Annotated in this window: 14 protein-coding genes; 5 read left to right on the plus strand and 9 right to left on the minus strand. The window is 33.2% G+C overall.

Going from position 1 to position 14,152, the window contains the following annotated elements:
• Nucleotides 1-11 precede the first annotated feature (11 nt).
• From lpxK to OZP15_RS12540, 3 genes are read right to left on the minus strand one after another with little or no spacing between them, the layout of a single operon-like run.
• On the minus strand, nt 12-1,055 hold the full coding sequence (gene lpxK / locus OZP15_RS12530; RefSeq protein ID WP_269227938.1) for a tetraacyldisaccharide 4'-kinase: 1,044 nt from the start codon (nt 1,053-1,055) through the stop codon (nt 12-14).
• A gap of 2 nt (nt 1,056-1,057) precedes the next feature.
• Nucleotides 1,058-1,339 carry a Txe/YoeB family addiction module toxin gene (locus OZP15_RS12535; RefSeq protein ID WP_269225789.1) on the minus strand — a complete coding sequence of 94 codons (282 nt, stop codon included), beginning with the start codon at nt 1,337-1,339 and terminating at the stop codon, nt 1,058-1,060.
• Nucleotides 1,315-1,563, minus strand: coding sequence for a DUF2683 family protein (locus tag OZP15_RS12540; protein WP_281336275.1), 249 nt, complete (start codon nt 1,561-1,563; stop codon nt 1,315-1,317). The genes OZP15_RS12535 and OZP15_RS12540 overlap by 25 nt, the downstream gene beginning before the upstream one ends.
• 99 nt (nt 1,564-1,662) lie before the next feature.
• Between OZP15_RS12540 and OZP15_RS12545 the strand changes: the two genes are divergently transcribed.
• From OZP15_RS12545 to rluF, 4 genes are all read left to right on the plus strand, one after another.
• Nucleotides 1,663-2,757 carry a Nif3-like dinuclear metal center hexameric protein gene (locus tag OZP15_RS12545; protein ID WP_269225791.1) on the plus strand — a complete coding sequence of 365 codons (1,095 nt, stop codon included), beginning with the start codon at nt 1,663-1,665 and terminating at the stop codon, nt 2,755-2,757.
• Between the two features lie 10 nt (nt 2,758-2,767).
• Nucleotides 2,768-3,547, plus strand: coding sequence for a zinc ribbon domain-containing protein (locus OZP15_RS12550; RefSeq protein ID WP_281336276.1), 780 nt, complete (start codon nt 2,768-2,770; stop codon nt 3,545-3,547).
• A gap of 101 nt (nt 3,548-3,648) precedes the next feature.
• A complete protein-coding gene (locus tag OZP15_RS12555) occupies nt 3,649-4,506 on the plus strand; it encodes an alpha/beta hydrolase (protein WP_269225792.1) in 858 nt (285 codons plus the stop codon).
• A 33-nt stretch (nt 4,507-4,539) separates the two neighbouring features.
• The gene (gene rluF, locus OZP15_RS12560) at nt 4,540-5,358 is read left to right on the plus strand and encodes a 23S rRNA pseudouridine(2604) synthase RluF (protein WP_281336277.1); all 819 of its coding nucleotides are present in this window, start codon (nt 4,540-4,542) and stop codon (nt 5,356-5,358) included.
• Between the two features lie 242 nt (nt 5,359-5,600).
• Here rluF and OZP15_RS12565 read toward each other — a convergent pair whose 3' ends face one another.
• From OZP15_RS12565 to OZP15_RS12585, 5 genes are all read right to left on the minus strand, one after another.
• Nucleotides 5,601-8,324: a TonB-dependent receptor gene (locus OZP15_RS12565; RefSeq protein WP_281336278.1), complete on the minus strand. Its 2,724-nt coding sequence runs from the start codon at nt 8,322-8,324 to the stop codon at nt 5,601-5,603.
• 121 nt (nt 8,325-8,445) lie between these two features.
• Complete coding sequence (locus OZP15_RS12570) at nt 8,446-9,141, minus strand: hypothetical protein (protein ID WP_281336279.1); 696 nt, start codon at nt 9,139-9,141, stop codon at nt 8,446-8,448.
• Nucleotides 9,128-9,505, minus strand: a complete 378-nt coding sequence (locus OZP15_RS12575) for a GntR family transcriptional regulator (protein WP_269225798.1) — start codon at nt 9,503-9,505, stop codon at nt 9,128-9,130. Before OZP15_RS12575 ends, OZP15_RS12570 begins: the two co-directional genes overlap by 14 nt.
• 1 nt (nt 9,506) lies before the next feature.
• A complete protein-coding gene (locus OZP15_RS12580) occupies nt 9,507-10,349 on the minus strand; it encodes a hypothetical protein (protein WP_281336280.1) in 843 nt (280 codons plus the stop codon).
• Nucleotides 10,339-11,175, minus strand: a complete 837-nt coding sequence (locus OZP15_RS12585) for an ABC transporter ATP-binding protein (RefSeq protein WP_269225800.1) — start codon at nt 11,173-11,175, stop codon at nt 10,339-10,341. The genes OZP15_RS12580 and OZP15_RS12585 overlap by 11 nt, the downstream gene beginning before the upstream one ends.
• 473 nt (nt 11,176-11,648) lie before the next feature.
• On the opposite strand from OZP15_RS12585, the gene OZP15_RS12590 reads away from it, so the two are divergent.
• Nucleotides 11,649-12,692, plus strand: a complete 1,044-nt coding sequence (locus OZP15_RS12590; RefSeq protein WP_281336281.1) for a glycoside hydrolase family 43 protein — start codon at nt 11,649-11,651, stop codon at nt 12,690-12,692.
• A gap of 61 nt (nt 12,693-12,753) precedes the next feature.
• Here the strand turns inward: OZP15_RS12590 and OZP15_RS12595 are convergent, their stop codons facing one another.
• Nucleotides 12,754-14,136 (minus strand): DUF4153 domain-containing protein, encoded by a 1,383-nt coding sequence (locus OZP15_RS12595; protein ID WP_281336282.1) that lies wholly within the window; start codon nt 14,134-14,136, stop codon nt 12,754-12,756.
• Nucleotides 14,137-14,152 lie beyond the last annotated feature (16 nt).

The following is a 14,152-nucleotide window of genomic DNA, read 5'->3' on the forward strand; positions in this document are numbered from 1 at the left end:
CTTTCGTTTCATTATACCTTTTCCACAAAATTTAAAATCGTTTTATCCAATTTTTCATTTAACGAAAGGAAGGAACTTTTTATTGGCAAATAATACAATTGTTCGCTAAAAATACTATCTTTTAATCGAACAAAATCTTTTTCAGTAGTTATAATTATCTTATTTTGAGCTTTATTTTTAATCTCCAATAAATCATTTTCTGCAAAATGATGGTGATCTGGATAAACCAATTTTTCATCGTTTTCATTCTGCAAATGAGCAAAAAACGGATCTGGTTTTGCAATTCCTGCCAAAAGTAATTTATCTAACGTTTTGATTTCACTAACAGGAATAGATTTTTCTACTGAATAAATCGATTCATCATAATCAATATAAGAAAAATACAATTCTTGACTAGAAGCCAATTGCAATTGGGTTGCAATTTTACTTTGTTCAATCAACGAAAGATTGGGCGGACATTTAGTAACAATCACAACATTGGCTCTTTTGGCTCCGCTCCTGCTCTCCCGCAAATTTCCCGTTGGTAACATAAAATCATCCGAATATAAATCGCCATAAGAAGTTAGCAGAATATAAAAACCTGCCTTAACTTTTCGGTGTTGAAAAGCATCGTCAAGCAAAATAACGTCTGGTTTAGCTTCGCTCTGTTCGGCTATGCCTCGGGTTTGAGGTTGAGAAAGCAGTTTTTCTATACCGTTTTTTCTATCGGCATCAACAGCTACTTGAATATTTTTGAATTTTTGATAAAACTGAAAAGGTTCATCACCTAGAATTCTGGCATTAGAATTGGAATCAGCCAAAACAAAACCTTCGGATTGTCTTTTATATCCACGGCTTAAAGTAGCCACTTTGTATTTTGGTGAAAGCAACCGAATTAAATATTCAATTTGGGGAGTTTTGCCAGTTCCGCCAACGCTTAAATTTCCAACTGCAATAATTGGAATGTCGAAAGAATGGGATTCAAGAATTCCTTTATCAAAAAGAAAATTCCGAATACTGGTAATGAATCCGTATAAAATAGCAAATGGGAAAAGTATTTTTCGAAGAAAATGTATCATTATTTATCAGAATAGTGTCCCATTGCGGAAATGACATCAACAATAACCAAATCGTCATCAACCGTATAAATCAACCTGTCTTTTGGATTAATTTGTCTTGACCAAAAACCCGATAAATTTTCCTTTAATGCTTCTGGTTTCCCTACTCCGGTATATGGCGTTTCAGAAAGTTCTTGCAATATTTTTGCAATTTTTTTGATACTGGCTTGGTTTCCAGATTTTAAATGTTGTCCTATTTGCTTTTTTGCAAGATCTGTTATTTCAACCCTAAACTTCCCCATACATCATTTGGATCTACCACAGTTCTTTTTGTGCTTTTTTGTGCTTTTTTTACCATCGCAACAAATTCAGGATTATATATGTTTTCTGTTGCAGTTTTTGCATTTTTAGTCCCAGACTCAATAATTTCAACATCCTTTTCATCATCAAAAAAGGTTTTTGCAAACTCAAGAAAAGCTTTGCCTTTTTTTGAACTCTCGTTAATTTTTATAGTTAGTGTTGTCATAACAATTGCTTTTGATTTACAAATATACAAAATTCATGTAGGATACATTTTAAAGTTGACTGCTTTATTCGTTAATTTGTTTATTCGAAAAAAGTAAAAATGATTATAAAAGAAATCCTTTCCGTACTGGAAGAAATGGCACCACTCGCCTATGCCGAAGATTTTGACAATGTAGGTTTATTGGTTGGAGATCAAAACCTAGAAGCCACAGGAGTTTTAGTATGCCACGATGCTTTAGAAAACGTAATTGACGAAGCGATTGCCAAAAAATGTAATTTGGTGGTTTGTTTTCATCCCATATTATTTTCAGGATTAAAAAAAATCACAGGCAAAAACTATGTAGAGCGTTCCATCATCAAAGCCATTAAAAATGATATTGCTATTTATGCCGTTCACACCGCATTGGACAATCATCAAAATGGTGTGAATAAAATATTTTGTGACGCTTTGGGTTTGACTAATACCAAAATCCTAATTCCAAAATCGAATTTTATTCGAAAGTTAATCACTTACACCGTTCCCGAAAATGCCGATAAAGTTCGAAATGCTTTGTTTGGAGCTGGCGCAGGAACAATAGGAAATTATGATAGTTGTAGTTTCAATTCCGAAGGTTTTTTTACCTTCAAAGGGAATGAAAATAGTAATCCAGTCATTGGTGAGAAAGGAAAATTACACACTGGAAATGAAATCAAAATAGAAGTAGTTTTTGAAAAACATCTTGAAAATAAAATTATAAAAGCACTTTTTAACAGTCATATTTACGAAGAAGTAGCTTATGAAATTTATGATTTACAGAATAAAAATCAAAACATTGGATTAGGAATGATTGGCGATCTAAATGTACCAATGAAAGAAAAGGAATTTCTGAATTTTGTAAAAGACAAAATGCTGGCAGATGGCATTAGACATAGTGCCTTTTTAGATAAACCAATAAAAAAAGTAGCTGTTTTAGGAGGTTCGGGGAGTTTTGCTATAAAAAATGCGATTCAGGCTGGAGCCGATGTTTTTTTGACAGCAGATTTGAAGTATCATCAATTTTATGAAGCTGAAAATCAGTTACTTTTAGCCGATATTGGACATTTTGAAAGCGAACGCTATACAAAAAATTATATTGTTGATTTTCTTCGGAAAAAAATCCTTAATTTTGCAATCGTTTTATCAGAAGAAAATACAAATCCAGTTAAGTACTTATAGATTAGAATATATGACGACTACAAAAGAATTGAGTGTTGAAGACAAATTAAGAGCAATTTACGATTTACAATTGATTGACTCTAGAATTGACGAAATTAGAAACGTAAGAGGCGAACTTCCTCTTGAAGTAGAAGATTTAGAAGATGAAGTTGCAGGTTTAAGCACACGTTCAGAAAAATTGAAAAGTGAACTTGAAACTATCGAAGAACTTATCAAGGTAAAGAAAAACTCAATTGATGAGCACAAAGAATCTATTAAAAAATACACCAAACAACAAGAAAGTGTACGTAACAATAGAGAATTCAACTCATTAACTAAAGAAGTTGAATTTCAAGAATTGGAAATTCAATTAGCAGAAAAGCAAATTAAAGAGATGAAAGCTTCTATCGAGCATAAAAAAGCAGTCATTGCTGAATCAAAAGAGCGATTAGAAACAAAATCAAATCACTTGAAACATAAAAAATCAGAATTAGACGCTATTATGTCTGAAACTGAAAAAGAAGAAACCTATTTATCTGAAAAATCAGCTGAATTTAGAGAAGGCATAGAAGAGCGTTTATTAGCTGCTTATGATAGAATTCGTTCTAGCGTTCGCAACGGATTAGCAGTAGTTTCTATCGAAAGAGGAGCGTCTGCTGGATCGTTTTTCACTATTCCACCACAAACACAAGTTGAAATTGCTGCTAGAAAAAAAATCATCACTGATGAGCATTCTGGAAGAATTTTGGTTGACAGCGTTTTGGCTGAAGAAGAAAAAGAAAAAATGGAACAGCTTTTTGCTAAATTCTAAAAATAGTTAAGTCCCGATACACATCGGGACTTTTTTTATATTATATTTAAGTCTGCTATGCAGGCTTTTATTTTTTGGTGTCGTTAAGGAACAAACTATTTATGAAAAAAGTACTTTATTTTTTGTTAACCAAATCCATTGGATTCAATATTAACCTGTTGAGTTTTTTATTTCCAGAAAAAGCCATTCAAATGGCTCATGGCTATTTCAGTGAGCCACGAAAAGGAAAATTCACCAAAGAAGCACTCCCTAAAACCTTGCAAAGTGCCGATTTTGAAACTATTCATTACAATGGAGACACGATTCAAACTTATATCTGGAAAGGAAACGAAACCGTAGTTTTACTCATTCACGGTTGGGAAAGCAATTCTTCCAGATGGAAAAAATTGTTGCCGTATTTAAAAAAATCAGGTAGTACGATTGTGGCTATTGATGGTCCAGCCCAAGGATTATCGAGTGGCAAGGAATTTACCATTCCAAAATATGCCGAGTTCATAGATATTGTCGTTCAAAAATACCAACCCAACTATATTATTGGTCATTCGATGGGCGGAAAAACAAGTTTGTATTATCAATTCAAATATCAAAATCCTAACGTACAAAAAATGGTGATTCTGGGTGCGCCAAGTGATTTCAATATTATCTTGAACAACTTCACTAAATTATTGAGTTTGAATACTAAAATGACAAAAGCTCTATCCGATAAATATACTGCCATTTTAAATCAGAATTTGAGCGAATTTAGTGGTGCTGCATTTGCTTCAAAAATTAATGTAAAAGGGTTCTTGGCTCATGATGTTGAAGACACTATCGTATTATTTAAGGAAGGAGAAAAAATAGCGGACTCTTGGAAAGATGTTCAATTTACGGAAACCAAAGGCTTGGGACATAAACTTCACGATGATAATTTGTATCAAAAAGTGTATGCTTTTTTGTTTGAAACAGAAACATTAGTTTAAAAATCACCAAAAATATTTGATTACTTTTGCACTATGGAAGAAAATCTAAAACGTCTTAATAAATTCATCGGAGAAACAGGCTTTTGCTCTCGTCGTGAAGCGGATAAAATCATTGAAGAAGGTCGTGTAACCATCAACGGAGTTGTTCCTGAATTGGGGACGAAAGTATCTCCAGATGACGAGGTTCGAATTGATGGCAAGTTAATCCGTGAGAAAAAAGAAAAACCGATTTATTTGGCTTTTAATAAACCCGTTGGTATTGAGTGTACTACCAACTTGGACGTTCGTGATAATATTGTTGATTACATCAATTATCCAACACGTATTTTTCCTATTGGAAGATTAGACAAAGCCAGTGAAGGGTTGATTTTTATGACTAACGACGGTGATATTGTCAACAAAATTCTTCGTGCCAGAAACAATCACGAAAAAGAATATACGGTAACGGTCAACAAACTGATAACCGACCGTTTTATCGAAAAAATGAGTAATGGTGTTCCCATTTTAGACACCGTTACACGAAAATGTAAAGTAGAAAAAATCAGTTCTACAACCTTTAAAATCATCTTAACCCAAGGTTTAAACCGTCAAATTCGTAGAATGTGCGAATATTTGGGTTATGAAGTTACTGCTTTGAAACGCATTCGAATTATCAATATTTCATTGGATGTTCCCGTGGGAAGATTTCGTGATTTGACCGATGCTGAAATAAAAGAATTGAATGCTTTAATCGAACCTTCGAGCAAAACCGAAGAAGCCAGTTTGCCAAAGCCCGAAAAAATTGAAACTCCAAGAAAAAGAACCGAATTCATCAAAAGAGATGATCCGAGGTTTAAAAGAGGTACGAGGTAAAAAATACGAGGTACGAATTAGGGTATTCACTTTTAGAAAATTACTGCAGATTCGCAGATTTTAAAATAAATCAGAACTATTTTATTGCACTAATTCAAAAATCAGTGTTAATTTTATCTAATTTATGTTGTGAAAATCAGCGAATCAGCGGTGTTTTTTAATTTAGAATTTCTTCGGTTTTAAAGCGAATGCCCTATGTAATTCGCACCTCGTATTTCTAACCTTTCATTTCGTACTTTGAATTATTTCTTCTTCGTTTCAAAATTCTGAAATTTGTATAATAACGAAAACATGGCGTAACGTTTCAATACTGTATTTTCTGAATCGATAACGGCAGTTGGTGTGATGTATCTTGAAGCACTTTGATTTTGATCTAGAACATCATAAACTTTTATTTTGAAAGTCATATCTTTTATAAATTCGTATGACAAACTGATATTCCAGAGGTAAAAATCTTTTTTGAAACCTGGCGAAATATTAGAATTATAAGAATACCCAAAATCATTTCCGAGAACCCATTTTTTTGGCCATTTGTTGGTTATTTCAATTTTAGCATTATGAAATCTATTCGAAGTTGACTTTAGAAAACTATTGTCATACGTAGTCGTATTGTAATTAAAATTATACGAAGGTTTGATACTTAACAATTCGCCATAATCATAATTCAATCGTAAAGTAGGCGATAAACCAAGCGTTTTAGCTTCAAAAAGTTGAGTGTTGGTATAGCCTTTATCGAAATTATAATTAGCATACAGGCCGAAATCAAGGCCAAAAGAATGGGCTTCTTTTTTAAAGGTTTTCGAATAATTTGCGCCTAAATAACTGGTGTAAGTTCCTGCAATATTGGTGTAGGAACTAACTTGACTTCCGTTGGCATCAATTTCCGTAGAATTGATGATTTTATTATCATTATAGGTTACACTCGAATACATATAATATCCCGAACGGGTTTTATAATCGTAATTTGAATAATTTAAGTTGACATAATGCGATTTTCCTGCTTCAAGATTAGGATTTCCTGTAACTTTATATAAAGGACTATAAATTACATCAACAGGCAAAAGTTGATAGTCTTTTGGAATAGAAAATCGACGATCATAGAATAAATACAAACCTGCCGTTTTTGAAAATCGATAACTACCATTTACAGAGGCATCTGGAATAATATAATTTTTTTTCAAATCAGTCGAAGTTCCTGTATAAAGGGAATGATTATCTTGTGAAATCATATAAGTCCCCGTTGAAACTCTTATATTAAATTTCTTTTTATTAATGCTAAATCCCGCTTTTGGAGCAATTTGAAATTTGGTAGAAGTATTAAAATTACTGTATAATTCATTCAAATCACTATAGGTATTGGTAGTGTTATCAAAATCGAAAGTTTTTTTATCATCGGTGTTTTTTTCCCAATCTGAAAGCAGTTGGATGTTAATGCTCAACGAATCGGTAATAGGTTCCGAATATTGAAAATTGCCAGAAAACAAATCTTTTTTATTTGCTGATTTTACATTTTGTTCTTGAGTTACATCTTTATCTGGTTCTAATTCAAATAAGATGGTTCGATTTTCAAACGAATTCGAATCAGAATTGGTATTGTCATTCTTAAAATTTGCTGTGAAATACCTCCCTTTTCTCTTCATGGTCTTGAAAACAGAAATATCGTTTACAAAATTAGTTCTATCACTTTCCTCGGAGTTCCATCCATTTGTTTTATTGATTTCTTGGTTGCTTTCATTCCAAGTCCTACCTTCAGATTCCGAGTAGGATTTGCTCAATCCTTTAACGATTTTGGGTCTAATCATCAGTTTGGTTTGAGGCAAAATTTCAGACTCAAAATTAAAATCAAAATTATGATCGGTAGTTTCTCTCTTCGAATCGGAAGTGGATTCAGAACGATTGGAAGTATCAGGTAACAAACTCAAGGATTCAGTCTTATTTTTATTTTCCGACTCCATATTGGTATAATAATAATTCCCGTTGCTTTTTGATTTTTTATACCATTCGTCGGCATAATTCACCCCAATCAAATTCGACTTGATAATACCGCTTCCCCCGCCTACTCTTGGAGCTCTGGAACCATTATTTCGTCCGCCGCCCATATTGTCAAAAACTTCGTCCATAGAAAATCCCGTGGCATTAATATTATTAGCAGAACCCAAAAAGCTAATACGTCTTTTGTCCTTAAAATAACTTGCCAAAACACTACTTTCATACCGCTTATCCGTCCCATAACCCGCCAATAATTTTCCAAAAAAACCTTTGTTTTTGTCTTTTTCGATAGTTAAATTGATACTCGCATTATTCGAGGTCGAAGCTTGCTTGGTAAATTTTTCTTCTTCGGTTTTGGTGTCCGAAACTTGTACTTTTTTGATTAATTCCGCTGGCAGGTTTTGAAGAGCAACTTTCCCATCTTCGCCAAAAAAAGATTTTCCGTTAACTAATATTTGATTGACTTCCTTACCGTTGACGGTGATTTTTTTGTCGGCATCAATTACAACTCCTGGCAATTGTCTTAACAAAGCTTCTACATTGGCATCGGGACGTAACTTGAACGAAGCTGCATTAAATTCTAATGTATCTTTCTTAACACGAACGGGCGGTGCCACTGATTTTATGACAACTTCGTTGAGTGCATTTACTTTTTCGGTCAAAAACAACGAACCAAAATCCTTGTCGGCACTTATTTTGTCTAGGCTTTGCGAAAAATCTTCATAGCCTTCTCCTGATACTTTTAGAATTACTTTTTCGGCTAATTTCTTGGTATCTAATTTAAAAATTCCACTTTTATCAGAAATCGTATAATCAACCACCGAAGAATCTTTGGAACGAATCAAATAAATGGTTGCCGATTCTATAGGCGATTGAGTTTTGTCTTTTAGAATTTTACCTTTTAAAGTAATCGTGTTTTGTGCAAAAGAAGAAAAGCAGCATATTAAAAGAACAAGGAAGCTTAAAGTTATTTTCATAGGTTAATTTTGGTTGTTAATAAGGCAAATAATATTTTCATTGTAAGTTTTTTACCCGCTTCAAACTTAATCATTGATACAGAAAAAAATTACAATTAAATGTTAAATATTGAATTTGGGTTTAATTTACAGAATCATACATGTTCAGATTACTCGATTTATCAACATCCAGATTTATTTTTCCATCCAAAGAAAGCTTTACATCCGAATTATTTTTGACAGTTCCTGATATATTGTTCACTCTGTTTTTTGATTTAACATCTAGTCGAGTTTTATCGAGTTCAACCTCAATAGAATTTAGCTTATCAAAACTAAAATTGATTCGAGAGTTTTTAGCAATCAATTTGATATAATTTGAATTGTTGTTATCACAAACCAAGTCGGCATTTTCTGCTTTTACAAAAACAGAATCTACTTGATAACCCGATAGATATACAAGAGATTTTTCTTTAGCAACACAATGTTTTATATTTTTACAAAAAATATTAGCCACAAAATGAGCTCGAGGTAATTTGTTACGGTCACGTTTAACCCCAAAAACAAAAAGAGTATCATTTCGAACCACAAAAGAAGAAAATCGAGGTTGTTTTGTTTTAAAAAAACTTTGAACAATTTTTCTTTCGGAACCATTTCTCAAATGAATTTGTGCATCAGATTCCGCAACTACAACTGAAAAAGGAGGAAGTGGTTTTACTTGTTCTACAAAATTATGGGTATCATAATATTCGACATAGTATTTGGATCCGATATATAATGCGATAATTCCACTAAAAAGGAAAATCAAAAAAGCGATAAATATTTTGTTAGATGTTTTCATTGTCGTTGTTTTTTATTACTTCTACTAATTCGGTTAAATCGGTGCTGTTGAGTTGGAGCAATTTTACTTTCAGCAGGAAATCGGGTAAATCCTGACTGAAAAAATTGGCTTTTTCATTGGCTTTTATGAGTTCGAAAGCTTTTTCAGAAACAAAAAAACCGATGCCGCGTTTGTTGTCAAAAATGCCTGATTCTTGCAAATTGGTATAAGCCCGCATTACCGTGTTGTGATTGACTTCAAACTCGGCAGCCAAATCCCGCACCGAAGCCACTCTATCACCAGCTTGCAATTGTCCTTCCAAAATTTGTTGGCAAAGGTTATCTACGATTTGCAGATAAATCCCTTTGGTTGATTTAAAATCCATATTAAACCTCCTTTTCTTTTAATTTGAAATAAGCTATTGCCAAAAAGAACATCCAAGAAAACAATGATAACGATACCATAAATAACTCAATACTAGTTAAATAATTAGTAATCTCAAATTCATTCAATTCAGTGTTGAAACCGTGTGTTTCTTCAGGATTAAATATATGAGACAACCCAACCGAAAATGTGATTGAAGCCATTAGTATAACTACAGATGCAATAATCGTTTTGGCTAAAGCATAACGTTTAAAATAAGTTGCTCCTGCAAAAAGATAAATTCCATAAGAGAACAATCCAAAAAACACAAATAAGATTTGCCAAGTATCCCAGATTTTGCCATTTGTTTGGGTTATCAGAAAAACATAATCAAAATAAGGAATTAGTGCAGGATCCATTAATTGTTCAACAGAATTATAATTAACTTTTTCGGGCATTAAAGAGGCTTTTGCCAATCGAATGCCTATCCAAAAAACACCTAACGCTATTGGAACAAACAATCCTATTCGAATCAAGAACTGAAGTGCTACTTTTTCGAAAGTAGAACCTGGAGTGAGCAAATAATTGCTCGTTTTAATTTTATCAGACAAATCTGGAAAGGCCGAACCAATAATAACACCAACATACATCATAAAAAAGGCAAAACAAATGATGTAATTTTGAAATACCGCATAATCGTGTTTTATCATACTTACCATTGAACTTTTTAGAAACATATAACCCAATATGTAGGTTATCAATCCTAGCCCAAGAATAGTTAAACCGTATTTTGTTTTATTGATTAACAAATCTTGTTTCAATAAATGGCTAAATCTTTTTATATTGAAGTGGTTATTAAACGGCATAGCTCTCGGATTTTAAGGTTACTTTATTGATGATGGCGTTAAAAAGCAATTCGATATCAATTTCGGTTTCTTCGATTGCATTGGCTGGTATAATGATACGATGACCGCCCAAACATTTTTCCTGATAAATTGGTGTTTCAATACCCGATAAACTGGTAACCGTCTTGAATTGCCATTGTTGGCTGATATCAAAAACAGATTCATTAAAAACCATTTTTCCTTCGTCCAGCACTACAATTTTATCAATAATGGTTTCAATATCTTTTACTTGATGCGTTGAAATCAATACCAATTGCTCATCAGTTACCGAGCTAACCAATATTTTTCGAAACAAACTCTTGGACGGAATATCCAAACCATTCGTTGGCTCGTCCAGAATCAGCAAACTGCAATTGGTGGATAAAGCAAAAGCAATCAGGAATTTTTTACGCTGTCCATGCGAAAGTCCGTTGAGGCTATTTTTTGAATCCAATTCAAATTCCTGTAAAATGTTGTTCATTTTCACATAATCGAATTTGGGATATAAAGGCGCAGTCGCCTTAATGTAAACCCCAATAGTTATCGAAGGAAATGAAAACTCCTCGGAAACCATATAAAGGTCTGCCAAAAAATCAGGCATTCGATCAAAGGGTTTGAAACCATTAATAATTAATTCGCCCATTTGCGGTTGCAACAATCCCGAAATCAACTGGAGAAAAGTAGATTTTCCTGCGCCGTTTTTGCCTAACAAGCCTACAATATTTCCGTTTTGTTGGTTGAAAGACAAATCAGTAAACAAAGCCTCCTGCTTTTTGTACTGAAAAGTTAAGTTTTGAATCTGTATCATAATATCACATTTTATTAGTGTACTAGTTTTGTAGTACACAAAGAAATGTATTTTGTTTGTAATAACCAAATTAGATTCTAATTATTTTTTTACACTAGGTTAAAGTTCTGTTTGTCATTCCGTAGGAATCTCTGCTTAATGTTGTTATCTTGCATTGGTTCTCCAAATTGGATTTCTCAAAATTTACTTGATTTTTTTAAAGCTATCCACATAGTCTGTGAGGAATATCATTCGTTTAATAAATAGTCAACCCAATAGTTTCATTCTTTGAAATTGCAATGAATAATAGCATTAAGCAGAGATTCCTACGGAATGACAAACGATACAAAAACTCAATAACTTTGAAATCAAGTGCCTCTTTTGCATCAATCTAACAGATTAATTTCACTCAAAAGCCATTAAATTCCAATTTACATTTCTATATTTGCTATTAAATGTAATTAAAACACTTATTCCAAACTATACCAAAAAAAATGAAAATCAACCAACTCCTTTGCAAAAGCATTGCCTTATTTTTGCTAATAAGCGTTAGCCTACAAGCTCAAAAATTAAAAAAAAATCAGTTTGATAATCCGTTAGCCTTACAACGCGCCGATCCATTTGTAACCAAAGCAGCGAACGGAACCTACTATTTTATTGCCACCGCTCCAGAATACGACCGAATCGAAATACGCAGTTCTAAAACCATCAACGGAATCAAAAATGCAAAACCTGTTGTAGTTTGGCGCAAACACGACAACGGCATTATGGGCAATCATATTTGGGCTCCCGAATTACACCGCATTGAAGGCAAATGGTACATTTATTTTGCAGCCGCTTCTACTCAAAACAAATGGGATATTCACAAATATGCACTCTCTAATCCATCCGAAGATCCAACCCAAGGCAGTTGGGCAGAAGAAGGTCAAATTAAAAGCAACGTAAATATTTTTTCGCTCGATGCTACGACTTTTGAACACAAAGGACAACGCTACATGATTTGGGTGGATAGAGCTAAAAAGGATAACACTGGATTATTTATTGCAAAAATGAGCAGTCCAACCACTTTAGAAGACATTCAAACGGTAATCACACAACCCGATTATCCTTGGGAAATGCACAAATACAAGGTAAACGAAGGTCCAGCGGTTCTTATCAGAAACGGAAAAGTTTTTGTTACTTTCTCTGCCAGTGCTACTGATGCTACTTATTGTCTCGGCTTACTTTGGGCTGATATTGATGCTAATTTGCTTGATGCAGCTTCTTGGCACAAACTGCCAGAACCTGTATTTTATACCAACGAAAAATTCAAACGCTATGGGCCAGGACACAACAGTTTTACCACTTCCGAAGATGGCAAAACCGATATTATGATTTACCATGCCCGTGATTATAAAGACATCATTGGCGATGCGTTAACGGATCCCAACCGTCATACTCGTGCTCGTGTTTTGAAATGGACAAAAGACGGAATGCCAGACTTTGGTCAAGAATTAGACGATAACGAAATGGCGTTAAAACAACAAAAGAAGAAGTAACATCTTTTATTTAAAAAAGCCAAAATCAAGATGTGAAAGTCTTGGTTTTGGCTTTTTATTTTTACTTTTTCTCATTGACAAACTCATAATACAAAGCCTTGGAAAGAAAAGAATCCCTTTGTCGTTTAAGAATCTCTTCTTCTCTTGAAACTTCTGAATATTGTCCATCCAGCTTTTTTAAGCTAAAATAATTTCTTCGAGTTTCATCGTTAAAATTCAAATCACTCAAAAACATTGGTTCTACTCCTTTATTAACAGAAATATTATAGTTGGTCACTAAATTCCCCCAATTGATATAACTGCAAATCAATAGGATTCCGTAGCAATACCAAACCATTTGATTGAAAAGGAAGGCATTTGTTTTCTGCTTGGTGATTTTCAATAAAGCGAAAAACAAACCAATTATTGCCAAAAATAAGAACGCATATACGCCCAATCGTTTGTAAGTCAATCCAAAATAAGAAATGTATTCAGTGTTTTTGATAAGCGTACTCAAAATCAAAATTCCATTTAGGAAAATCCAAACTTTAGACAATTGTTTTAAGTTTTTGGCTTTTTTATCAAAATTGAAACCTCCTTTAAAATAAAACAAAATAACACCAACCGCCATAATGATAGAGAAAATAACAGCATTTACTCGCTCGTGAGTCGCAGCACTCAATTTTGATTTTTCGATTACTTCAAAAAATTGTTCGTAATTGTAAGTAGCGATAAAAACCAAGAGCAATCCGTTTAGAAGCCATAAAGTAATTTCGCCACTTCGTCTTTCAAAATCAATATCTAGGAACGAAAAAGTAGGCTCATTCGAAACTTTCCTTTCATCAGTAAATTCATTTTGCAGTTTTGGATTTACTTCTAAACAGGTTTCTGGCACCCAATAATTCCAAAAAGTAAACGATATATAAAAACCAAATATTGAAATCAGAATGAGTTGAAAAAAATTCAAATCCAAACGATAATCAGTAAACAAAGAAGAGAAATGGTCGCTACCAAAAGCATAAACTGTAAAAAACAAAATCAGAAATAAAGCTGGAATAAAAACATAAGCAATCAGTTTTTTGGCAAAGTCATTTTTGATTTCTCGCTTTGGGAGCCATTGTCTTAAAATCAAAGGTCTTCCCAAAGAAGTAATTCCGTTGATGAAAATCAATGGAAAAACTTGTATCAACTTCAGTTTTTCTTGTGTTTTGAACTGTAAAAAAATAACCGAAAGTACTAAAGTCAAAAAAGAAACAAAATCGCCATACCAAGCAAAAGCCAAGCAAGACAAAACCGATGTAACTACAAGAGCCAAGTGCAACCTAGTAAACCGCTCCTGAAAGAAATAACAAATGATTCCTGTCAATACTAATCCGAAAATAGCCAGATTCACTCCTACTGACTCATTGTAAAATAGCAGTGTAAAAATGAAACTGCTCCCGAAAATTAAATGGTATTTTTTCATAATTTAAAAATTTAAA

It is taken from the genome of Flavobacterium eburneipallidum, assembly GCF_027111355.2.
GTDB lineage: Bacteria > Bacteroidota > Bacteroidia > Flavobacteriales > Flavobacteriaceae > Flavobacterium > Flavobacterium eburneipallidum.